General features: G+C 68.7%; 17 protein-coding genes. 7 read left to right on the top strand and 10 right to left on the bottom strand.

What is annotated here, in order from left to right; genetic code table 11:
* Window positions 1-27 precede the first annotated feature (27 nt).
* Window positions 28-387, top strand: coding sequence for an MmcQ/YjbR family DNA-binding protein (locus tag VV02_RS19160; RefSeq protein WP_052594132.1), 360 nt, complete (start codon window positions 28-30; stop codon window positions 385-387).
* Here VV02_RS19160 and glgP read toward each other — a convergent pair.
* Window positions 384-2,957, bottom strand: coding sequence for an alpha-glucan family phosphorylase (gene glgP, locus VV02_RS19165; RefSeq protein ID WP_052594134.1), 2,574 nt, complete (start codon window positions 2,955-2,957; stop codon window positions 384-386). The two genes, VV02_RS19160 and glgP, sit on opposite strands and share 4 nt — an antisense overlap.
* 43 nt (window positions 2,958-3,000) lie before the next feature.
* On the opposite strand from glgP, the gene VV02_RS19170 reads away from it, so the two are divergent.
* From VV02_RS19170 to VV02_RS19195, 6 genes are read left to right on the top strand one after another with little or no spacing between them, the layout of a single operon-like run.
* Window positions 3,001-5,082: a maltotransferase domain-containing protein gene (locus VV02_RS19170; protein WP_425412281.1), complete on the top strand. Its 2,082-nt coding sequence runs from the start codon at window positions 3,001-3,003 to the stop codon at window positions 5,080-5,082.
* A 6-nt stretch (window positions 5,083-5,088) separates the two neighbouring features.
* Window positions 5,089-6,846, top strand: a complete 1,758-nt coding sequence (treS, locus tag VV02_RS19175; protein ID WP_052597269.1) for a maltose alpha-D-glucosyltransferase — start codon at window positions 5,089-5,091, stop codon at window positions 6,844-6,846.
* Window positions 6,847-6,849: 3 nt separating this feature from the next.
* Entirely contained in the window at window positions 6,850-10,764 is a 3,915-nt protein-coding gene (glgB, locus tag VV02_RS19180) for a 1,4-alpha-glucan branching protein GlgB (protein ID WP_083450292.1), read from the top strand.
* Complete coding sequence (pgm, locus tag VV02_RS19185; protein WP_052594136.1) at window positions 10,757-12,406, top strand: phosphoglucomutase (alpha-D-glucose-1,6-bisphosphate-dependent); 1,650 nt, start codon at window positions 10,757-10,759, stop codon at window positions 12,404-12,406. Before glgB ends, pgm begins: the two co-directional genes overlap by 8 nt.
* Window positions 12,407-12,443: 37 nt before the next feature.
* Window positions 12,444-12,998 (top strand): nucleoside/nucleotide kinase family protein, encoded by a 555-nt coding sequence (locus VV02_RS19190; RefSeq protein WP_052594138.1) that lies wholly within the window; start codon window positions 12,444-12,446, stop codon window positions 12,996-12,998.
* Between the two features lies 1 nt (window position 12,999).
* Entirely contained in the window at window positions 13,000-13,527 is a 528-nt protein-coding gene (locus VV02_RS19195) for an AAA family ATPase (RefSeq protein WP_052594140.1), read from the top strand.
* A 100-nt stretch (window positions 13,528-13,627) separates the two neighbouring features.
* On the opposite strand, the gene VV02_RS19200 is transcribed toward VV02_RS19195, so the two are convergent.
* The 9 genes from VV02_RS19200 to VV02_RS19240 all read right to left on the bottom strand — a co-directional run bounded on the left by VV02_RS19200 (window position 13,628) and on the right by VV02_RS19240 (window position 22,042).
* Complete coding sequence (locus VV02_RS19200) at window positions 13,628-14,893, bottom strand: HNH endonuclease signature motif containing protein (RefSeq protein ID WP_052594142.1); 1,266 nt, start codon at window positions 14,891-14,893, stop codon at window positions 13,628-13,630.
* Window positions 14,894-14,962: 69 nt separating this feature from the next.
* Window positions 14,963-15,784: an SCO6745 family protein gene (locus tag VV02_RS19205; RefSeq protein WP_052597272.1), complete on the bottom strand. Its 822-nt coding sequence runs from the start codon at window positions 15,782-15,784 to the stop codon at window positions 14,963-14,965.
* 83 nt (window positions 15,785-15,867) lie between these two features.
* Window positions 15,868-16,167 carry a hypothetical protein gene (locus VV02_RS19210; protein WP_052594145.1) on the bottom strand — a complete coding sequence of 100 codons (300 nt, stop codon included), beginning with the start codon at window positions 16,165-16,167 and terminating at the stop codon, window positions 15,868-15,870.
* 127 nt (window positions 16,168-16,294) lie between these two features.
* Window positions 16,295-17,524 (bottom strand): MFS transporter, encoded by a 1,230-nt coding sequence (locus VV02_RS19215; RefSeq protein WP_052594147.1) that lies wholly within the window; start codon window positions 17,522-17,524, stop codon window positions 16,295-16,297.
* Between the two features lie 18 nt (window positions 17,525-17,542).
* The gene (locus tag VV02_RS26510; RefSeq protein WP_157063471.1) at window positions 17,543-17,896 is read right to left on the bottom strand and encodes a hypothetical protein; all 354 of its coding nucleotides are present in this window, start codon (window positions 17,894-17,896) and stop codon (window positions 17,543-17,545) included.
* A 50-nt stretch (window positions 17,897-17,946) separates the two neighbouring features.
* Window positions 17,947-19,188, bottom strand: coding sequence for an ATP-grasp domain-containing protein (locus VV02_RS19225; RefSeq protein WP_052594149.1), 1,242 nt, complete (start codon window positions 19,186-19,188; stop codon window positions 17,947-17,949).
* Window positions 19,189-19,247: 59 nt separating this feature from the next.
* A complete protein-coding gene (locus VV02_RS19230) occupies window positions 19,248-19,910 on the bottom strand; it encodes an esterase family protein (RefSeq protein WP_245633134.1) in 663 nt (220 codons plus the stop codon).
* A gap of 88 nt (window positions 19,911-19,998) precedes the next feature.
* Window positions 19,999-21,009 (bottom strand): alpha/beta hydrolase, encoded by a 1,011-nt coding sequence (locus VV02_RS19235; protein ID WP_052594151.1) that lies wholly within the window; start codon window positions 21,007-21,009, stop codon window positions 19,999-20,001.
* A gap of 22 nt (window positions 21,010-21,031) precedes the next feature.
* A complete protein-coding gene (locus VV02_RS19240; RefSeq protein WP_052594153.1) occupies window positions 21,032-22,042 on the bottom strand; it encodes a tetratricopeptide repeat protein in 1,011 nt (336 codons plus the stop codon).
* Window positions 22,043-22,088 lie beyond the last annotated feature (46 nt).

Below are 22,088 nucleotides of genomic sequence, written 5' to 3' on the forward strand. Positions count from 1 at the left end.
CGTAAGGATCGATGGCACCCTGGCGGCATGACACCCGCCGAGCTGCGTGCCTACTGCCTGGGCAAGGCCGGTGCCTGGCCGGACGAGCCGTGGGAGGGCGACACCGTCGCCAAGATCGGGCCGGGCGAGCGCGGCAAGATCTTCGCCTTCCTCGGCGAGCAGACACTCGGCGTCAAGTCAGCCAGGACGCGTGAGGAGGCCGATGAGTGGCTGGTGCGCTACCCGGACGACGCATCCGTGATGGCCTACATCGGCCGCTCCGGGTGGAACACCCTGCGCATCGACCGGGACATCCCTGACGACGAGATCCGCGACGCCGTCGACACGTCGTACGACCTGGTCATGGCTGGGCTGCCCAAGAAGTTCTGGCCGCCGGCGTCAGGCTAGGCGTTGACGACGAGTCCCAGCTCGGCCGGCGAGGCGAGACCGGGATGCTTCGGCAGGATCCGCACGGTGTAACCGAACGCGCCCGTCCGCGGGATCGCCACCTCGCCCTCGAAGCGGTGCCGCGACCCGTCGTACGCCTCCGCGTGCGACAGCGCGATCGACTGCACCTCGCTGAGCTCGTCGGTCCGTGAGGCCCGTCCGTGCACGACCTGCACCTCGACGTCGTCCGGACTCAGGTCACCGAGCGAGACGTACGCCTTCACCCGGACCCGGTCACCGACCTGCGGCGAGTCTCCGACGCCCTCGGAGTCGACGTGGTCGACGTTGACGTGGCTGAAGGACCGACGGGCCAGCTCCGTGTAGGCCGCGAGCGCGCGGGCCTCGGCGAAGTCGTCCGCGGAGCGCGCGCGGGCCGCCTCGGCCGCGGGGGCGTACAGCTGAGTGACGTAGTCGCGCACCATGCGTGTCGCCAGCACCTTGGGACCGAGTGTGCTCATCGTGTGCATCACCATCGACATCCAGCGCTGCGGCAGACCCTGGTCGTCGCGGTCGTAGAAGAGCGCGGCCACGTGGTTCTCGATGAGCTCGTAGAGCGCAGCGGCCTCGAGGTCGTCCCGCCGGTCGGGGTCCTCGACGCCATCAGCCGTCGGGATCGCCCAGCCGTTCTGGCCGTCGAACCACTCGTCCCACCAGCCGTCCAGGATGGACAGGTTGAGGCCACCGTTGAGCGCGGCCTTCATGCCCGACGTGCCGCACGCCTCGAACGGCCGCAGCGGGTTGTTGAGCCAGACGTCGCAGCCCGGGTAGAGCTGCTGCGCCATCGCGATGTCGTAGTTGGGCAGGAAGGCGATCCGGTGGCGGATCTTGGGGTCGTCGGCGAACTGCACCATCTGCTGGATGAGCTTCTTGCCGGTGTCGTCGGCCGGGTGCGCCTTGCCCGCGATGACCAGCTGCACCGGTCGGTCAGGGTTGAGCAGCAGCCGCCGCAGCCGCGCTGGGTCGCGCAGCATCAGCGTGAGCCGCTTGTAGGTCGGCACCCGTCGAGCAAAACCGATCGTGAGTACGTCGGGGTCGAGGATCTCGTCGGTCCAGCCGAGCTCGGCCGCGGACGCACCGCGCGTCACCCAGGACTCGCGGACGCGATGCCGTACGTCGGCGACCAGCTGCTCGCGCAGCTCACGTTTGACGCCCCACATCTCGTGAACGGGAACGTTGGTCGCGTCCTCCCAGCCCTCACCGTGGCGGATCCTCTCGCCTCCGACGTAGCGTTGTCCGAGCTCCACGACTCGGCGATCGACCCAGGTCGGCGAGTGAACACCGTTGGTAATGCTCGTGATCGGCACCTCGGCATCGTCGAACCGCGGCCACAGCCCGTCGAACATCCCGCGGCTGACCTCGCCGTGGAGCTGTGAGACACCGTTGGCGCGCTGCGCCAGGCGCAGGCCCATCACGGCCATGTTGAAGATCCCTGCCGCGCCACCGTCGTAGTCCTCAGCACCCAGAGGGAGGATGCGCTCGACCGGTACGCCGGGCAGTGCCCCCTCCCCGCCGAGGAACCTGCGCACCTGGTCGGCCCCAAAACGGTCGATGCCGGCCGGCACCGGGGTGTGGGTCGTGAACACGGTGCCGGCGCGTACGGCCTCCAGCGCGTCGTCAAAACCGAGACCGTGCTGGGTGACCAGCTCGCTGATTCGCTCGAGCCCGAGGAAGCCGGCGTGGCCCTCGTTGCAGTGGTAGACCTCGGGCTCCGGGCCGCCGGTCAACCGCGACCAGATCCGCAGCGCCCGGACGCCACCGATGCCCAGGAGCATCTCCTGCTGCAGCCGGTGGTCTCCTCCCCCGCCGTAGAGCCGGTTGGTCAGGTCGCGTGCGGCGTCGTCGTTGCCGTCCACGTCAGAATCGAGCAGCAGCAACGGAACTCGGCCGACCTGCGCCTTCCAGATGTGTGCGCGCAACACCCGTCCCTCGGGCAGCGGCAGCACGATCTGGGCCGGCGTGCCGTCGGCCTCGCGCACCACTGACAGCGGCAGGTCGTCCGGGTCGAGGACGGGATAGGTCTCCTGCTGCCAGCCCTCGCGCGACAGCGACTGGCTGAAGTAGCCCGTCTTGTAGAACAGGCCGATCCCGACGATCGGGACGCCCAGGTCGGACGCGGACTTGAGGTGGTCGCCGGCGAGAATGCCGAGCCCGCCGGAGTATTGCGGCAGCACCGACGTGATGCCGAACTCGGCGCTGAAGTAGGCGATGCTGCTCGGCCCACGACCGTCCGCGGACCACTCCTGGAACCACTGCGGCGACTCGAGGTAGCGGTGCAGCCCATCGGCCGCCTCGCGCACCCGGGACACGAAGCCCTCGTCGTGGCTGAGCCGCTCCAGCTCGTCCGTCGACAGCGACGCGAGCAGCGCCACGGGGTCGTGCGCGAGTGCTTCCCACCGCGACGGATCGATGTCGCGGAACAGGTCGCGAGTGCGGCTGTGCCACGACCAGCGCAGGTTGGTCGCCAGGTCGCCGAGAGGGGCGAGCGGCTCGGGCAGCACGGTGCGCACATGGAATCGACGGATGGCCTTCACCCAGAGATCGTAAGGGTCGGTCGGTGGGCTGTAACGTCGTGCCGTGACTGCTCAGGCCATCGGCCGTCAGGCCCTTCCCCGACCCCACCAGCCCGCGACTCCCATCCGGCTGCCGCGCGTCGTCGCTGGACAGCGACCGATCGGCCGAATACCCGTCCAGGACGTCAAGCCTGCGGTGGACGGCGGGAGGTTTCCGACCAAGTCCGTCGTGCACGAGGACATCGTCTTCACGGCGACGGTCTTCCGCGAGGGCCACGACGCGGTCAACGCCACCCTCGTGATCGTCGACCCGGACGGCCGCGAGGAGCCGGTCTCGATGACCTGCACCAATCCCGGTCTCGACCTCTGGATGGCCGAGGTCAGCGCTGACCGCCCGGGCCAGTGGTCCTACCGCATCGAGGGCTGGTCGGACCCCTACGGCACCTGGTCGCACGACGCCGAGATCAAGGTCGCGGCCGATGTGGACACCGAGCTGATGCTCGAAGAGGGCGCTCTCCTGATGGAGCGCGCCGTGGCCGAGCTCCGGTTCGACCGCAGCTCGCGGCGCGCGCTGACAGATGCTGCCGCGACCCTGCGCGACCAGGACCTGGCGGCCGCAACCCGCCTGGACGCCGGTCTGGCCGAGGGGGTGCGCTGCCTGCTGCACCACCAGCCGCTGCGCGACATGGTCAGCCCGAGCGCGACGTACCCCTGGCTGGTCGAGCGCGAGCTCGCGCTCACCGGCGCGTGGTACGAGATCTTCCCTCGGTCCGAGGGCGCGAAGCAGGACCCCAAGACCGGCGACTGGACCACCGGCACCTTCCGTACGGCGATGGAGCGGCTCCCCGCGATCGCCGACATGGGCTTCGACGTGCTCTACCTGACCCCGGTCCACCCGATCGGCGAGGTCAACCGCAAGGGGCCCAACAACACACTGAACGCGGGCCCGAAGGATCCCGGGTCTCCGTACGCCATCGGCAGCAAGGACGGCGGGCACGACGCCCTGCACCCCGACCTGGGGACCTGGGCCGACTTCGATGCGCTGGTCGCCGAGAGTGAGCGGCTCGGGATGGCCGTCGCCCTGGACCTGGCCCTGCAGTGCGCGCCCGACCACCCGTGGGTGACCGAGCACCCCGAGTGGTTCACGATGCGCGCGGACGGCACGATCGCGTACGCCGAGAACCCGCCCAAGAAGTACCAGGACATCTACCCCCTCAACTTCGACAACGACCCGGACGGCATCTACGCAGAGGTCCGTCGCGTGGTGCAGGTGTGGATCGACCACGGCGTCACGATCTTTCGTGTCGACAACCCGCACACCAAGCCGGTCGAGTTCTGGCAGTGGTTGATCAGCGACGTGGCCAAGGCACACCCCGAGGTGATCTGGCTGGCCGAGGCGTTCACCCGGCCGGCGATGATGCACACGCTCGCCAAGGTCGGCTTCCAGCAGAGCTACACCTACTACGCATGGCGCAACGAGGCCGAGGAGCTGCGCGAGTACTGCGAGGAGCTCGCGGGCGACGCGGCGGCGTACATGCGCCCGTCGTTCTGGCCGACCACGCACGACATCCTCACGCCCTACATGCAGTACGGCGGCCCGACGGCCTGGCGGCTGCGCGCCGCCCTCGCCGCGACGCTGGCTCCGACCTACGGCATCTATGCCGGCTACGAGCTGATGGAGCACGTCGCGCGACCAGGCGCCGAGGAGCAGCTCAACAACGAGAAGTATGAGTTCAAGGACCGGCACTGGGAGCTGGACGAGCCGGGCGGTCTGCGTGAGGGGCAGAGCCTGGCGCCCTACCTGACGATGCTCAACGAGATCCGGCGCGCGCACCCGGCGCTGCACTGGATGCGCAACCTGCACTTCCACGAGGTCGAGGACGAGACCATGCTGGTCTTCTCCAAGCGTCGGGTCCTGCCCGACGGCAGCGATGACGTGATCATCGTGGTGGCCGCCACCGACCCGCACAGCACGCGCGAGTCGTGGATGCACCTCGACCTCGAGGCGCTCGGGCTCGCCGACGGCGAGTCGTTCACCGCGCACGATCTGGTGACCGACTCGTCCTGGCGCTGGAGTGAGCACAACTGGATCCGGCTCGGCCGTGACACCGAACCCGTCCACATCGTCCATGTGAGGAGGTCCTGATCAGTGGTGCAAGGACTCAACCTCCAGCAGCCAGGGCTGAAGCACGACCCTCACTGGTTCCGTAAGGCGGTCTTCTACGAGGTTCTCGTGCGCGGCTTCGGTGACTCGACCGGGTCCGGGTCGGGCGACTTCTCGGGTCTGATGGCGCGCCTGGACTACCTCCAGTGGCTCGGCATCGACTGCCTGTGGCTGCCGCCGTTCTACGCCTCACCGCTGCGGGACGGCGGCTACGACATCGCCGACTACACCGCCGTACTGCCGGAGTTCGGGACGCTGCCGGAGTTCACCGAGCTGGTCACTCAGGCGCACGCGCGTGGCATCCGCATCATCACTGACCTGGTCATGAACCACACCAGCGACCAGCACCCGTGGTTCCAGGCGTCGCGCTCGGACCCGGACGGCCACTACGGCGACTTCTACGTGTGGTCCGACACCGACGACCGCTACCCCGACGCGCGCATCATCTTCATCGACACCGAGGTGTCCAACTGGACCTTCGACCCCGTACGCCGGCAGTTCTTCTGGCACCGGTTCTTCGGCCACCAGCCGGACCTCAACTTCGAGAACCCGGCCGTGCAGGAGGCGATGTTCGACGTCATGCGCTTCTGGCTGGACATGGGCATCGACGGCTTCCGGCTGGACGCGGTCCCCTACCTCTTCGAGGAGGACGGCCACAACGGCGAGAACCACCCGCGTACGCATGAGTTCCTCGCCGAGCTCCGCGCCAAGGTGGACGCGGAGTACCCCGGGCGGATCCTGCTGGCGGAGGCCAACCAGCTGCCGCACGAGGTCGTGGACTACTTCGGCACCGAGGAGTCGCCGGAGTGCCACATGTGCTTCCACTTCCCCGTGATGCCGCGTCTCTACTACGCGCTGCGCGAGGAGAAGGCCGCCTCGATCATCGACGTCCTGGCCGAGACGCCCGCGATCCCGGCCGGCACCCAGTGGGGCACGTTCTTGCGCAACCACGACGAGCTCACGCTCGAGATGGTTGCTCCCGAGGAGCGCGCCGCGATGTACGGCTGGTACGCCCCCGACCCTCGGATGCGCGCCAACATCGGCATCCGTCGTCGGCTCGCTCCCCTGCTGGACAACTCCCGCGCCGAGGTCGAGCTGGCGCACGCGCTGCTGCTGTCGTTGCCTGGCTCGCCATGCCTCTACTACGGCGACGAGATCGGCATGGGCGACAACATCTGGCTCGACGACCGCGACGCAGTCCGTACGCCGATGCAGTGGTCTCCCGACCGCAACGCCGGCTTCTCGACCGCGGACCCCGGAAAGCTATATCTCCCAGTGGTTTCCAGCCTCGTCTACCACTACAACAACGTCAACGTCGAGGCGCAGATGGCGTCGAGCTCATCGCTGCTGCACTGGGTCCGCGGGATGCTCGCGGTGCGTGCGCGCTACGCCGTCTTCGGGCTCGGCGACTTCGCGGTGTGCGAGGCCGACAACGAAAGCATTCTGGCCTTCACCCGGTCCGTCCCGGACAGCGAAGCCACCGATCAGGGTGTGCTCACCCGAGACGTGCTGTGCGTCAACAACCTGAGCAGTCGTCCGCAGGCGGCAAAGATCCGGCTCGACCCGCGCTTTGCCGACGCCAAGATCCGAGATCTGTTCGGTGGCAGCGGTTTTGGCCGGATCGGACCTGACGGCGAGCTCGATCTGACGCTGGGTTCCCGCGACTTCTTCTGGCTGGCGCTGGACCATGTGGGCGAAGACGCAGCAGCTCCTTCGGGCCGCTCACCTGCCCAGGCGGACGGCTGAGCCATGGCCCTCATCTATCCCGACTCCACAGTCGCGCCGAGCAAGCTCGAGCTGCTGACGGGATGGATGGGGCAGCAGCGCTGGTTCATGGGCCAGGGACGCCAGCCACGGCTGCGGCGGCTGAGTGCCTACCGCTTCGACGACCCCGCCGGCGAGGTCGGGATCGAGACGCTGATCGTTGTCGACGAGGGCGGGGCGTTCCCGGTCGTCTACCAGGTGCCGGTGACCTACCGAGCGGAGCCGCTCGCCGGCGCCGAGGGCGCTCTCGTCGGCACTGCGGAGCACTCGGTGCTCGGCACACGCTACGTCTACGACGCGTGTCACGACCCGGTCTACGCGGGCGAGCTGCTGCGGACGATCGTCTCGGCCGACGGCGAGGCACAACGGTCGGACGGAGTGGTCAGCGCGACGGTGCGCGGCAGCGGCATCATCGGACGACCTGAGCCGCGGCACGGCCAGGACGACCCCGTCACGGTCGAGCTGATCTCGAGTCGGGTGCTCACCGGCGAGCAGACCAACACCTCGATCATCAGCGACGTCGAGCTGGACGGCACGCCACAACGCTTGATCTGCAAGCTGTTCCGGGTGCTGCACGAGGGCAACAACCCGGACGTCGAGGTGCAGACCGTGCTCTCGGCCGCCGGGTGCGAGCGGATCCCGGTGATGCTCGGCTCGTTGTCGGGCAGCTGGAGCGATGAGGAGAAGTCCGGGGTCCGTCGTACGGGCGACCTCGCCTTCGCGCAGGAGTTCCTCCCGGGCGTGCAGGACGCGTGGCGCGAGGCGCTCGACGCGGCGACCGCCGGACGAGACTTCGGCACGCAGGCGGCCGCCCTCGGACGCGCGACCGCTGAGGTGCATGCCGTCATGGCCGAGCACCTGCCGACCGTGCCGAGCGACCCGGAGCGGGTGGCGGCCATCAGCGCCGGCATGCGGGTGCGCTTCGCCCAGGCCGCTGCCGTACGCCCCGCGCTCGCCGCCCGCCGGGTCCAGGTCGATACCGCCATCGCTGCCCTCTCGGACGTGAATTGGCCTGCGCTGCAACGGGTTCACGGCGACTACCACCTCGGGCAGGTGCTGGACGTCCCGGCTCGGGGCTGGATGCTGCTCGACTTCGAGGGCGAGCCGCTGCGACCGTTGTCCGAGCGCACTCAGCCCGACTGCGTCCTGCGCGACGTCGCGGGCATGCTGCGGTCCTTCGACTACGCCGCCGGCTCGGTCGCCCAGGACGGGGGCGAGGACCGCACCAGCTGGGCGGTGAGCGCACGAGCCGCGTTCCTCCAGGGCTACCAGCAGGCAAGCTCCCTCGACCTCGACGAGCTGCAGCCCCTGCTCGACGCCTACGAGGTCGACAAGGCGCTCTACGAGCTGGTCTACGAGACACGGCACCGCCCCGCATGGGTCGCCATCCCCGCGGCCGCCGTCGACCGACTGATCCCGCCACCCGCGGGCGCAGATCCACTCATCCCTCCTCCTGCTCAACGCACCCAGCCTGATCCGAGCACCCCGCACCCAAGGAGCACTCCGGTGAGCCCTGCACGACGCGCGTCCTCCCGCCTGGTCGGGCCTGCCCCTCTCGATCGTCACGACGCCGACCGGCTGGTCGCGGGGATCCACCGCGGACCGCACGGCGTCCTCGGCGCTCACCCCGGCCGCGACGGCGTGACCGTACGCGTCCTGCGGCCTCTCGCGACGGCCGTCGAGGTGCGCCTCGCCGACGGTTCGAACCACGCCCTCGCCCATGAGTACGAGGGCATCTGGTCAGGTCTCGTCCCCGGTGAGGAGGTCCCCGAGTACACCGTCGCGACGTCGTACGACGACGGCGTCGAGCACGTGGCCGACGACCCCTACCGTTTTCTGCCCACGCTGGGCGAGGTGGACATCCACCTGATCTCTGAAGGCCGCCACGAGCAGCTCTGGACCGTCCTCGGAGCCCACGTGCGGACGTACGACGGTGCTCACGAGCCGATCACCGGCACCTCGTTCGCGGTGTGGGCGCCGCACGCCCGCGCCGTCCGCGTCGTCGGCGACTTCAACCGCTGGGACGGCCTCGGTCACCAGCTGCGGGTGCTCGGCAGCAGCGGGATCTGGGAGATCTTCGTCCCGGGCGTCGGCTCGGGCAACCACTACAAGTTCGAGATCCTCGGCCCGGACGGGGTGTGGCGCGGCAAGGCCGACCCGATGGCTCGACTCGCCCAGACCGCGCCGCAGACCGCATCCGTGGTGACCGAGTCGTCGTACGAGTGGGAGGACGCCGACTGGCTGAAGGCGCGCGCCGAGCTCGACCAGCACGCGACGCCGATGAGCGTCTACGAGGTGCACCTGACGTCCTGGCGCCAGGGGCAGAGCTATCGCGAGCTGGCCGAGCACCTCGTCAACTACGTCAAGGACCTCGGCTTCACGCACGTCGAGCTGATGCCGGTCATGGACCACCCCTACCCGCCGAGCTGGGGCTACCACGTCACCAGCTACTACGCCCCGAACTCTCGGCTGGGCGACCCCGATGACTTCAAGTACCTCGTGGATACGTTGCACCAGAACGGGATTGGCGTGATCCTCGACTGGGTGCCCGGTCACTTCGCGACCGACGAGTGGGCGCTGGCGCGCTTCGACGGGACGCCGTTGTACGAGCACCCCGACCCGCGCAAGGGCTGGCACCCCGAGTGGGGCTCCTACATCTTCGACTTCGGCCGCCCGCAGGTACGCAACTTCCTCGTCGCCAACGCGATCTACTGGCTCGAGGAGTTCCACGCCGACGGTCTGCGCGTCGACGGCGTCGCCTCGATGCTCTACCTCGACTACTCCCGCAACCCGGGCGAGTGGCTGCCCAACAAGGACGGCGGCCGCGAGAACCTCGAGGCGATGCAGCTCCTTCAGGAGACGAATGCGACTGCGTACAAACGGGTTCCGGGCATCATCACCATTGCTGAGGAGTCCACGTCGTGGCCCGGCGTCTCTGCGCCGACCTCCGAGGACGGGCTCGGGTTCGGCTTCAAGTGGAATATGGGCTGGATGCACGACTCGCTGGACTACCTGGCCAAGGCTCCGGTCTACCGGCAGTACCACCACCACAAGATGACCTTCGGGCTGACGTACGCCTGGAGCGAGAACTTCGTGCTGCCGATCAGCCACGACGAGGTCGTGCACGGCAAGGGTTCGCTGCTGCGCAAGATGCCCGGCAACCGGTGGGAGCAGCTGGCCAACCTGCGCGCCTACCTCGCCTACATGTGGGCGCATCCCGGCAAGCAGCTGCTCTTCATGGGCGCGGAGTTCGCACAGGAGTCGGAGTGGGCCGATGGGCGCAGCCTCGACTGGTGGTTGCTGGATCAGCCCGCGCACTGGGGCGTGCATGCCCTGACGCGTGACCTCAACACGATCTATCGCGCGCACCCCGCGCTGTGGGAGCTGGACCACGAGCCGGCCGGATTCCAGTGGATCCAGCCCGACGACACGGCCGGCAACACGTTCTCCTTCTTGCGTCGCGGGGCCGAAGGCGACGAGCGGTCCGTGGTCGCTGCACTGGTCAACTTCAGCGGCTCCGAGCACACTCAGATGCGGGTCGGTCTGCCGTTCGCCGGTCGTTGGTCGGAGATCCTCAACACTGATGCGGTCAGCTACGGCGGCAGCGGCGTCGGCAACCTGGGAGTCGTCGAGGCTGTCGACGAACCCGCAGACGGCCAACCCGCGTCGGCCCTCGTCACCGTTGGCCCGCTGTCCGCCGTCTGGCTCGTCCCCGCCGACGAGCCCGACGCCGCCCCCACCGCTGGTCGAGTAGGCGAGGCGCTAGCCGAGCCGTATCGAGACCAAGGCCCCGAGACCGCTGCCCCTGGTCTCGATGCGGGCTCGCCTAGCGGCTCGCCATACTCGACCGACGCGGAGTCCGGCTCAACCGACGACGACGGGGAGGACGACGATGAGTGAGTCGCGCGCGGGACAGCTGGCTGAGGCACGCGACCTGGTGGACGTCGCGCACCTGGTGACGGCGTACTACACCCAGCAGCCGGATCCCGAGAACCCCGACCAGCAGGTCGCATTCGGCACTTCCGGCCATCGCGGCTCATCGCTCAAGACCGCCTTCAACGAGCAGCACATCCTGGCGACGACTCAAGCGATCGTCGACTACCGCCGCGACCAGGGCACCGATGGTCCGCTGTTCATCGGTCGGGACACCCACGGCTTGTCCGAGCCGGCCTGGGCCACCGCTCTTGAGGTGCTCGTCGCCAACGACGTGACCGTGCTCGTCGACGACCGCGACGGCTACACCCCTACCCCCGCAGTCTCCCACGCGATCCTGCGCGCCAACAGATCAAAACCGTTGGACCGCAACGGTTCTGGACTCGCGGACGGCATCGTCGTGACGCCGTCGCACAACCCGCCCTCGGACGGCGGCTTCAAGTACAACCCACCCCACGGTGGGCCTGCCGACTCCGACGCCACCAAGGTCATCGCTGCCGCAGCGAACGACTACCTGCGCGCGGGCCTGAAGGGTGTCAAGCGGGTGCCCTTCGCCCGCGCACGAGGCGCGGCACAGTCGTACGACTTCCTCGGCACCTACATCGACGATCTCCCCAACGTGGTTGACATGCAACGTATTCGCGAGGCCGGCGTGCACATCGGCGCGGACCCGCTGGGAGGCGCGAGCGTGGCGTACTGGGGTGAGATCGGTGACCGGCACAACCTGGACCTGACGGTGGTCAACCCGCTGGTCGACGCCACCTGGCGCTTCATGACGCTCGACTGGGACGAGAAGATCCGGATGGACTGCTCGTCACCGTCGGCGATGGCGTCGCTGATCGCACGGCGCGATGAGTTCCAGATCGCGACCGGCAACGACGCTGACTCCGACCGGCACGGCATCGTCACGCCCGACGGTGGGCTGATGAACCCCAACCACTACCTCGCGGTCGCAATCCAGTACCTCTACGGCGGCGCGCGACCCGGCTGGTCGTCCGCGATCGTCGGCAAGACGTTGGTGTCTTCGTCGATGATCGATCGGGTCGTCGCGGGTGTCGGCGCGCAGCTGCGGGAGGTGCCGGTCGGGTTCAAGTGGTTCGTACCCGGCCTCCTCGACGGCTCCGTGGGCTTCGGCGGCGAAGAGTCGGCGGGAGCCTCGTTCCTGCGGACCGACGGGACCGTGTGGACCACCGACAAGGACGGCATCATCCTGGCGCTGCTCGCCTCGGAGATCCTGGCCGCGACGGGCAAGAGCCCCAGCGAGCACTACGGCGAGCTGACCGCCCAGCACGGCGCACCGGCGTACGCTCGCGTCGATGCCCCCGCCACTCGCGAGCAGAAGGCGCGTCTCGCCGGACTGGCGCCCACGGATGTCTCCGCGCAGGAGCTCGCGGGCGAGGCGATCACGGCCAAGCTGACCGAGGCGCCCGGCAACGGGGCCGCGATCGGTGGGCTTAAGGTGACCACCGAGAACGCCTGGTTCGCCGCTCGCCCGTCGGGCACGGAGGACGTGTACAAGATCTACGCGGAGTCCTTCCGCGGTGCAGATCACCTGAAGGAGGTACAGGCCGCGGCGCGCGATGTCGTGTCGGAGGCCTTGCAGTCATGAGTGAGGGATGGGTCGTCATGAGCGGGGAACAGTCAGCATGAGCGAGGAACGCGGACGACTGTTCGTCATCAGCGGCATTCAAGCGGCGGGTAAGACGACCGTCGGGCTGTCACTGGCCAAGACCCTTACGAAGGCCGTCTTCATCGACGGCGACACGATCGGCAACCTGGTGGTGAGCGGCCAGGAGCCGATGACGCTGCCCCCGACCCAGGAGGCCGTCGAGCAGCTGCTGTTCCGCTACGTCGGTGCGCTGGTCGTCGCGGACACCTACCGCACGGCCGGGTTCGACGCGGTCATCGCGGACAGCATCTTCGGCGAGTACTTCGCCGACTTCCTGGAGCTTGCCGAGCCCGAGACGATCCAGTTCGTGATGCTCAATCCGTCCAAGGACACGGTGCGGCTGCGCGAGATGGAGCGCGGGACCGACGGTTACCGCGAGGACGGCGTCACCATCGACAACCTCTGGGACACGGTCGAGTTCTCCACCAAACGCGTCGGCCTCTGGCTCGACAACTCCCACATGACGGTGGCCGAGACCGTGCTGGAGATCCTGAAGCGCCAGGAAGAGGCGACGGTCGCTCCTGGCGCCTGAGATGTCCTCGACGGGTCACGCGACCACCCGGCTCGTCGTCCTGCGCGGCAACTCGGCGTCCGGCAAGAGCAGCCTCGCGATGGCCCTGCGCGAACGACCGATGTCGGTCGTCCAGCAGGACCACCTCCGCCGGATCGTCCTCAAGGAACGCGACGGCAACGATCCCGCCTCGCTCGCGCCGACACTGATCGACCAGACGGTGCGCTTCTGCCTCGACCACGGCAAGGACGTCATCCTCGAAGGCATCCTGTACGCCGACAAGTACCGGCTGATGATCCTCGCCTTGCTCGCCGATCACCTCGGCACCAACCACGTGTACTACCTGGACATCCCCTTCGAGGAGACCGCTCGTCGGCATGAGACGCGTCCGCTGCGCGACGAGTTCACGGTCGAGGCGATGTCCGACTGGTACATCCCGGCTGACGCGCTCGGTGTGCCGGACGAGGTCGTGATCGGCAGCGAGTCGACGTTCGAGGAGACCCTGGCGCGCATCCACGCCGATCTCGACGCTGCGCCGCCCGGACGCTGAGCTCTCGACGGCCGTTGGTCTCGCGGACCACGCACAACCTCGCCAGCGCCAGAGCATGCTTCTGAGCCCGCCGCTGCCGGCGGGCTCTGGGGCAAGGTGATCAGGCGAGTCCGGTGTGCCAGGTGACGCCGAGCGCGGTGACGGTGGCGCTCAGATCGCGCCGGTGAACCAGAGTGTGATGCCGACCGCAGAGCAACGCGCCGTTCGAGAGGTCGGTCGGTCCGCCTCGGGTCCACCACACGACGTGATGCGCGTCGCACCACTGGGGCGGGATCGTACAGCCGGGGTAGGTGCAGCCACCGTCCCTGCGCCACAACGCTTTTCGCTGCCCTGACGTGAACAGACGCTGCTCGCGACCGACGTCCAGGACCTCCCCGTCCGAGCCCAGGACCATCGGGATGATGCTCGCGTCGCAGGCATGACGGCGTACCTCCGACGGCGAGAGAACCTCGCCTGTCGCCGTGACACCAGCACCCTGCAGATCCGCCAGCAGCTGCTCCAGACCCATCGTGATGACGACCTGAGCCTTGCCGGACCGAGGCTGCTCACCCGGCGCGCTCACGCCGCGGCGGACCACCTCGATGAGAGCATCGGCGCGGCGTCGGGCGGCTGGTCGCGGATCGGGTTCTCCGTCGGGACCCGAGACTGGTGCCGACAAGCCCGCGACAGCCGCGTCGATGATCGCGGAGGCGTCCGGGTCCAGCAGCAACCGGTACTCGCACATCCCGGCCGAGCCAGGACGCTTGGTCAATGACCGGCCGCGGACACGAGCATCGTGCTCACGTTCGAGGTCGGGCTCGGGCTTCATCAGCTGACCCGCATAGCGGATCGCCGTCGCCAGCTCACGCGTGGTCAGCCCAGCGGACTCACGACTGTCGCCGGCGGCATCCACGAGCTCACCGATGACGGCTTCCACCTCGTCGGAAGCGACGACCGGCGACACCTCACGCTCGAATCGAGCGATCTGATCTGCCTTGCCCAACGACAGTCCCCCGGAGCTGAACCGCGCCCACACCTGCTCCGCGCCTGGACGGGCCGCGCACTCAGCCACGCGCTGGACACGACTCGCATGCGCGGGGTCGCCCGGCACGCCCGCCCGCGCCTGGCACGCTCGCACCCAGTCCACCGCGCCATACCCCTGCTCCCGGTGCAGACCACGCTCCAGGCCCTCACGGACAGCCGCGACGTCGAGCCGGTCCAGCACCGACCTGGCCGCCCCGACGAGCTCGAGAGTTTGCTCGACATCGTGTCCGGACAATGGCCACATGGGCTCGCCCGCGGCCCGCGACAGCACCGTCACGACGGCACGCAAGGACGCGACGGTGAGATGCTCATCCGTCGGTGCGTCCAAGGGCTGAGTGGCCATGAGTCGAACCTAAGTCCGACCACCGACAACGACTCCCGGCGCCCGAAATACCCTGCTGTTGCTGAGAGTTCAGGATTGTTCGCCTGCCGCCGCAGCCAGCCGCTCGAGCCCCGCGATCAGCTCGTCGAGCTCTGCCGCGCTGAGCACTTTGTACGCCGGCGCCGCCAGCTCGTCCGTCAGTCCCTCGATCCGCTCCTTGATCTCCCGACCGGCGTCCGTGAAGCGACCAGCGGCGTCCACGAGGCCACGGTCACGCAGCCCGTCGACGACCGCGTCCAGCTGTGCCTTGGGCAGGTGGTGGATCCGGCCGAACTCCTCCGCTCTCATTCCGAGGGAGAGCGCGAGGAGGACGTGCGCCTCGGTCCCGCCGATGCCGTTGGCGACGAGGGCGGCGATGTGGCCGTCACCCCGGTGCTCCCGCAGCAACGTTGCCGCGTGCCAGAGCCTGGCAACGGGCTCCTCGGGTACATCGAGCGCCCGGAGTCCGGCGTACAGCGCTCGGCCCTCGGTCGGCGCACTGACCGCAGCCTTGGTGGCGAGGTCAGCGACGCGCGCCAGACCGGGCGAGTCGGCGAGCGCCCCGATCCGCTGACGCAGGCCGGCAACACTGCCCCGCTCGCGGACCGCGATCGCCTCCTCCGGGGTGATCTTTCCCCAGACCCACGGGATGTGGCGCGCCACCTCGCCCTCGGCGAAGTTGTAGAACACCGCGTGTACGACCTCGGCCGGCGCCATCCCCAGCGGTGCGGCCCGACCTGCGAAGTACCCGTCCCAGTCGTTGCGCATGCCGAGCGCCAGGAACGCCTCGTTCGGCACGTCCGAGAAGGTGACGGTGGCGATCGGCTCGAGGAGCTCGTACATGCGGTGGATCGTGGCCTGTGGGTGCGGCATCGTCGTCTCCTGTGGTCGTGACATGCCCTCGTGGGCGGCGTCTCACCATGGCTACGAACAGGGTTGCGCAGTTGCGACAGAACTCAGTGCGACAGGTCCGCCTCCTCGACGGCCTCCTCGAAGGCGTCGACAAAACCGTTCACGATCTCGCGCAGCAGACGAGCCTTGTGCAGCGCATTACGCGCGGAGTCACGGTCGTCGGCGTAGAAGTCGAGCGTGACCATGCGGTGGCAGTCCGCAAGATGCAGATCTGCATCGACACGCGTCGGCTCGTCCGGGTCCGCGCCGCGGGCGCGCTTGAGATCGACCTGGGCGATGGCGTACGCGCCGGCGTGATGACCTCGTCGGTTCAGGAACCGACGGCGGTAGTAGAGACGGGACATGGTGACCTCCTGTAGGGCAGTGGTAACCGCCCTTCCAGGAGGTCATGCACGTATGCCGCCGATGTGTTCATGCCCCAAGGATGACCGCATGCGGCCCCGTCGCGCAAATGAGTTGAGCGCAAGACGCTCATGCCTCGACCTGCGAGCGCAGTGGGGATACCCACGCGAGCACGGCTGCGAGAAGGCCGGCGCACGTCAGGGTCGCCATCGCAGCGCGTACGTCCACCGCTCGGGCCAGCGCGCTCGCGCCCAGCGACCCGACGGTCCAGCCGACGCCCCAGGAGAGCATCCGAGCCGCCGTGTTGACGCGGCCCAGCATCGTCTCCGGCGTCACTCGCTGGCGGTAGGTCAGCGAGGCGATCAGCACGACCTGGTACGCCACGCCCCAGACGACCATGCAGATCAGCGCGACGGTCCAGGACGGCGACAGCGCCACCAGCACGCCGGCCAGTCCCGACAACGGGATCGCCCACGTCACCGCCTTGGCCGGCGAGGCGACCTGCAGGAGTCGCGGCGTGATGGCGGCCGCGCCGATGCCCCCGACACCCCACGCGCTGTAGAGCAGTCCGAACCGCCAGCCCGAGGTGCCGATGTGCAGAGCCCGGTCGGAGAAGACGACGGCCAACGACATGAACGCCGCCCCGGCGATCGACTGCAGCGTGCCCACGGCAGTCGTCGTACGAACTCCCTTGTGCCGCAACAGAAAGCCGACGCCCTCGCGGACATCAGCGAGCACATGGCGGGCACGTGTCGGACCGGTCCGATCACGCGGCAGCGACAGCGGTCGCCGGATGGATCGTACGAGCACAGCTGAGACGGCGAAGCTGACCGCGTCGATCGCAAGGATCGTCGCCGGCGACCACACGACGAGCAGCAGTCCGACTGCGGCCGGCATCAGCAGGTCCAGGACCCCGCCGACTCCGAAGATCGCGGAGTTCGCAGCACCGATCCGTTCGCTGCCGACCAGCACGGGCAGGGCGCCGAAGTTGGCCCCGTCGAAGAACGTGAAAAGGGACTGTACGACGAACGCGGCCACCAGCACGTGCGCGACGGTGAGGTGCCCGAGCCACCACAGGAGCGGCACCGAGAAGATCACCGCGGCGTTCGCGACGTCGGCCGCGACCATGACGCGCTGGCGGTTCCAGCGGTCGGTGAGAGCGCCGGCGAGCAGCCCGAAGACGAGGTAGGGCAACGCTTCCAGGGCTGTCGTGAGCGCCGTGAGCGAGGCCGATCCGGTGAGCCGGTAGATCAAGACCGGCATCGCGATCATGGTCGTGAGCGACCCCGCGGCCGACACCGTCCGCGCCGTCCAGTAGAGGCGAAAGTCCCGGTCAGCGCGCAGCGTCTCCGTCGTCACTAGCCAACCCTAAGCACGTCAGAACTCGCCTCGTACAACAGCAGACTCGGCAGCCGCCTCAGCCATCGCCACTCGCGCGGTGTACCAGGCGATCGGCGCTACCAGCACCGACGGCAGGAGGAGGGCGAGCCAGTTCGGAGCAGGCGTCAGTTTCGCCGGAACAGTCAGGGCGATGACACCGATGACCAGCACGGCGCCCTCTCCGACCCGTTGAGGCCAGGTCTTGCGGTTCATCCGTTTCAGGACTTCCTCCTGAACGGGCGTCAGCCGTTGATGCCACCGGGATCGAACGCCGACGACGATGGCAGCCGTCTGGGCTAAGCCGCAGCTACCGGCGTACGCCATCGCGATCTCGCGTCGCCTCTCGCTCACCCGCGAAGCGTAAGACGCGACCGTCTGTCGGCAACGGCCATCCGCAGAAGTCAGCCGAGGCGGCCGGCCTCGTCGTGCGCCCACATCCCGGTGAGCCCGCGGAAGTGCCCGAGGAACCGCTCATGCTCCTCGGCCGGATACGTCGACTGCACCGTCTCCACCAGCAGCCGGTCGAAGTCGTCGGACTGCACCCAGTCGAGCACCAGCTCGTCCACGTGCGACAGCGAGGTCTCGCAGAACTCGCGGTACTGCTCGGTCTGGAAGTGGCTGTCCGACAGCCGCTGGTAGGCGTCCAGCTTTTCGCCGTACGACAACGTCGGGTCATCGGCGAACGCGAACCACGGGTCCGGGTCGACCTGCGTCTTGGCCTTGCGACCGGTGACGGTGCAGAAGATCGACCACTTCAGCAGGGACCGGATCGCCCACGGGAAGTAGTAGTGCAGCGAGGTTAGCGCCACGTCTGGGCATGCGTTGGCGTAGTCGATCGGATAGACGACACCGTCCTTCACCAACATCTCGCAGGAGTTGAACTCCCACCGGAAGAACGCATTAACCGTCTGCGCGATCGTGATCGCCTCCTGCCCCACGTCCGGGTCGAGGAAGTCGTGGGCCACGGCGTACCGGTCGTGCATGGGCTTGTCGGGCTGGAACTTCATCACCATCGTCTCCGGCCCGATGGTCAAAGCCCTTGCAAATACTTCGAATCCGTCGACAGCCTTCTGGAGGTGCATGAGCATCTCGTCGGACTCGTCGTACGACTTGTGCAGCGCCGCTTCGTCGCGAATCATCGAGACCCCGCGCCAGCCGCCCCCGTCGAACGGCTTCATGAACATCGGGTAGCCGAGCTCGGCAGCCACCGCGTCGAGGTCGAAGGAGCGGTTGTACTTCGCCGAGGTGTACGCCCACCGCACGTTGTCGAGCGGGTTCTTGTAGGGCACCAGGACGGTCTCAGGCACGTGCATGCCGAGTCGCATCAGCGCGCAGTAGGCCGAGTGCTTTTCCATCGACTGGAACGTGAAGGGGCTGTTGAGCAGGTAGACGTCGTCCATCAGCGCGGCCTTCTTGAGCCACTCGCGCGGGTGGTAGTACCAGTGCGCGAGGCGGTCGATGACCAGATCGGTGCGCGGTTTGGCCCGCAGGTTGAACGGTTCGATGGTGAGGCGCTCGGTGCGCAGGTCGTGCGTCGTCCCGTCCGGTGCCGTCACCGGACCGACGCGGCGCAGCAGCTCCTCGAACGCCCGCGGCCAGTCCTCCTCCGCACCCAGCAACAACCCGATCAGATGCTCGGACACCCCTGACTCCTCTCGTCGAACCGTCCTCGTCGCCAACCCGGTGGTGGCCGAGAGCCGCCTCAGCAGAACCTTGGCAGGTGGTGGGCCAGCTGCCGTTGCCACCATGGCCAGTCGTGCGCGACGTCGTTGCCCCACAGATCCAGCTGATGGGGAATTCCCTTGAGCTCCAACAGCTTTGCGAACGCAAGGCTTGAGGGGAGGGCACCGGTCGGATGCGTCTCGTAGGCACCCTGACCGACGACGAGCAGCAGGCTCACGCGCGACCGGATCCAGTCCAGATGATCACCGTGCATCCCGGCGACGTAGTCGGTCGGGTTGGCGAAGTAGGTCGCGTCACCGCGCTCTCCCCAGCCGTGCCAGCTCGACACGTCGTAGTTGCCGGAGAGGCCGAGGGCCAGCGGCGCCACCTCTGCGTGGGTCAGCGTGAAGTGGACAGCGTGATAGGCGCCCATCGACACGCCAAGGCTGATCAACGGCTCCGGACCGCCGAGCTGGTCGCCGATCCACGGGACCACCGACTCCTCCAGCCATCGCGTGTAGAGGTGGTTGCGCTGTGCGCGCTCCTCGGTCGAGAGGCTGTTGTCGGACCAGGTGTAGCGATCTGCGGAGTCGACGCAGAAGAACGAGATCCGCCCGTCGTCGACCAGGGTCCGGACCGCCTCGACCATGCCGTTGTTGGCGAAGTCCTCGGCACGTCCGGCCTCGCTCGGGAAGACCAGCACCGGCCGACCGTAGTGCCCATAGCGGATCACCCCCAGGGAGGCATCCCGACCTGGCACGGGTAGTTCGACCCGGTGACCGTCCACGGGTTCATCCTGTCGCAGACCAGGTCTGGCGCAACAGGTTCGGCCAGATCGGATCCAGTGCATCCCGCCAGGCGACGTAGTTGTGCAGGTCAGCCACCTCGGTGAGCTCGACGTCCACGCCGCGCCGTCTCAGCGCGCGAGCCATGGCTCGGTTGTTGGCGATGTTCTCCTCGTGACGCCCACAGGTCAGGGCGATCGCAGGCCCAGGAGCCGTACGCCGCCAGCGCCCCTCCCGCAGCGCCGCCACCTCGGCGACGATGCGGCCGAACCCGCCGAACGCTGCCTCCTGACCGTCGAGCTCGGGATCGAAGAACGAGCCCGACTGGGAGAGGACCGCTCCGACGTCGTCCCGTCGCATCGCGACCAGCATCGAGGTGAGCCCGCCGAGGCTGGCGCCCATGAACGCCAACGGTGCCCGGACGGCGTACCGCTCGCGCAGGGCGACCACGGCGCGATCCACGGACCGCAGGTAGCCAGGCGACCCGGCGTACCACTGGAGCCGGCGCATCGGCTGGGCGAGGACGAGACGGAACGGCGGCAGCGTCCTGATCCGCACCTGGGCGGCGGCCCACTGCACGAGGTCCGCACGCTCGGCGTACTCCGGTCCGTCGTGACACCACAGCAGCGGCGCCGGCTGGCGCGCACGCAGCCCGCGCGGCACCCACACCGTGACGGGCAGTGGGTGGGCCAGCGCACTCGGCAGTTCCAGCGCCGTCATCGACCCGACGACGCCGGGCTCGGCCAGCCAGTCCGGAGCCCGGTAGCGGCTCGACTCCCATACCGAGCGCGGCCCGAAGGACGTCTGGACCGTACGCCGCGCCCCCGGGTCGAGCACCGACGTCACCTGACCGCGCGGGCCGGTCGCGCGGAAGACGTACTCGATGCGCTGGGTCTGAGGACGTCCGATGCGTCGTTGCCACTCCCCTGCCCGCCAGGTACACGGCCCGCCGAGGCCGGGGCTGTCCAGGTCGACCGCACGGTAGGTGCGGTCGGGGTCCGGCAGTCGCAGGATCACCGCGAGCTGCTGATCAGGTCGATCAGTAGAGCGCCGACATCAGGGCCGTGCGGGCCTTCTTGACCCTGGGATCGGCGCTGCCGACGATGTCGAACAACCCGATCAGGTGCTCGCGCGCAGCGTTGCGCTCGTCGCCCGCGGTCGCCCGGACCAGGTCGAGCAGGCGCGTGAACGCGTCCTCGACATGACCTCCGAGCACGTCCAGGTCGGCCACTGTCTTGGCGGCCTCGACATCGGTCGGGTCGGAGGCGGCCGCGGCGCGCGCCTGCTGGAGGTCGGCGCCCTCGGTGCGCTTCAGCAGTCGTACCTGACCGAGCCCGAGGCGGGCGTCCTCGTCGTCCTTGTTGTCGGCCAAGGCCTGCTCGTACGCCGTGATCGCGCCGTCGTAGTCGCCCTGCTCGATCGCGTCGTACGCCGCCTGGTGCAGTGCCGGGAGCTCGTCGCTGTCCGCATCCTCGGCCGGCGCGTCGTCCTCCGGCGGAGCGTCGTGGTCACCCGGGACCCGACCGGTGATGCCGTTCTGGACCGCCACCTTGAGCAGCTCGTCCATCAGCTGCTCGGCTGCCTCCTCGGAGGGGAACGGCGGCAGCGGCATCGGCTGGCCCTGCAGGAAGGCCACCGTCGTCATCGGGGTGCCGGCCGGCAGCTGAGCCGCCTGGCCGAGCTGCTGGAACGCCTGCGCGATCTCGGGTGCCTTGTCGATGTCCACGATGCCCAGCTGGACGCGGCCGGCCTCCTTGCGCACCACGCGGGCCAGCTCGTCGACGGGTGTCCGCGACGCCGGCTGCGAGGTCGCCCACAGCGTGATGACGACCGGGTAGCGGGTGGACGCGGTGACCAGGGCGCTGAAGCCCTGCGCGTCGATATCGACGACGAGGCCATCGGTGCTGCCGGGCGAGCCGGCGGGTGCGTCAGGTCCGGGGGCTGCCGCAGAACCGGCGGCCGGTGTGCCTCCACCGGCAGGACGGTTGGCCAGGCTGGACAGGTCGACGGCACCGCGCAGCGCGGCCGCGTTCAGGGGCTGCTGGGTCATGGGCCCATTGTCCCCCTCGCCGCTCACGCGACGAACCGCAGGTGTC

This window comes from Luteipulveratus mongoliensis (assembly GCF_001190945.1).
GTDB classification, from domain to species: domain Bacteria; phylum Actinomycetota; class Actinomycetes; order Actinomycetales; family Dermatophilaceae; genus Luteipulveratus; species Luteipulveratus mongoliensis.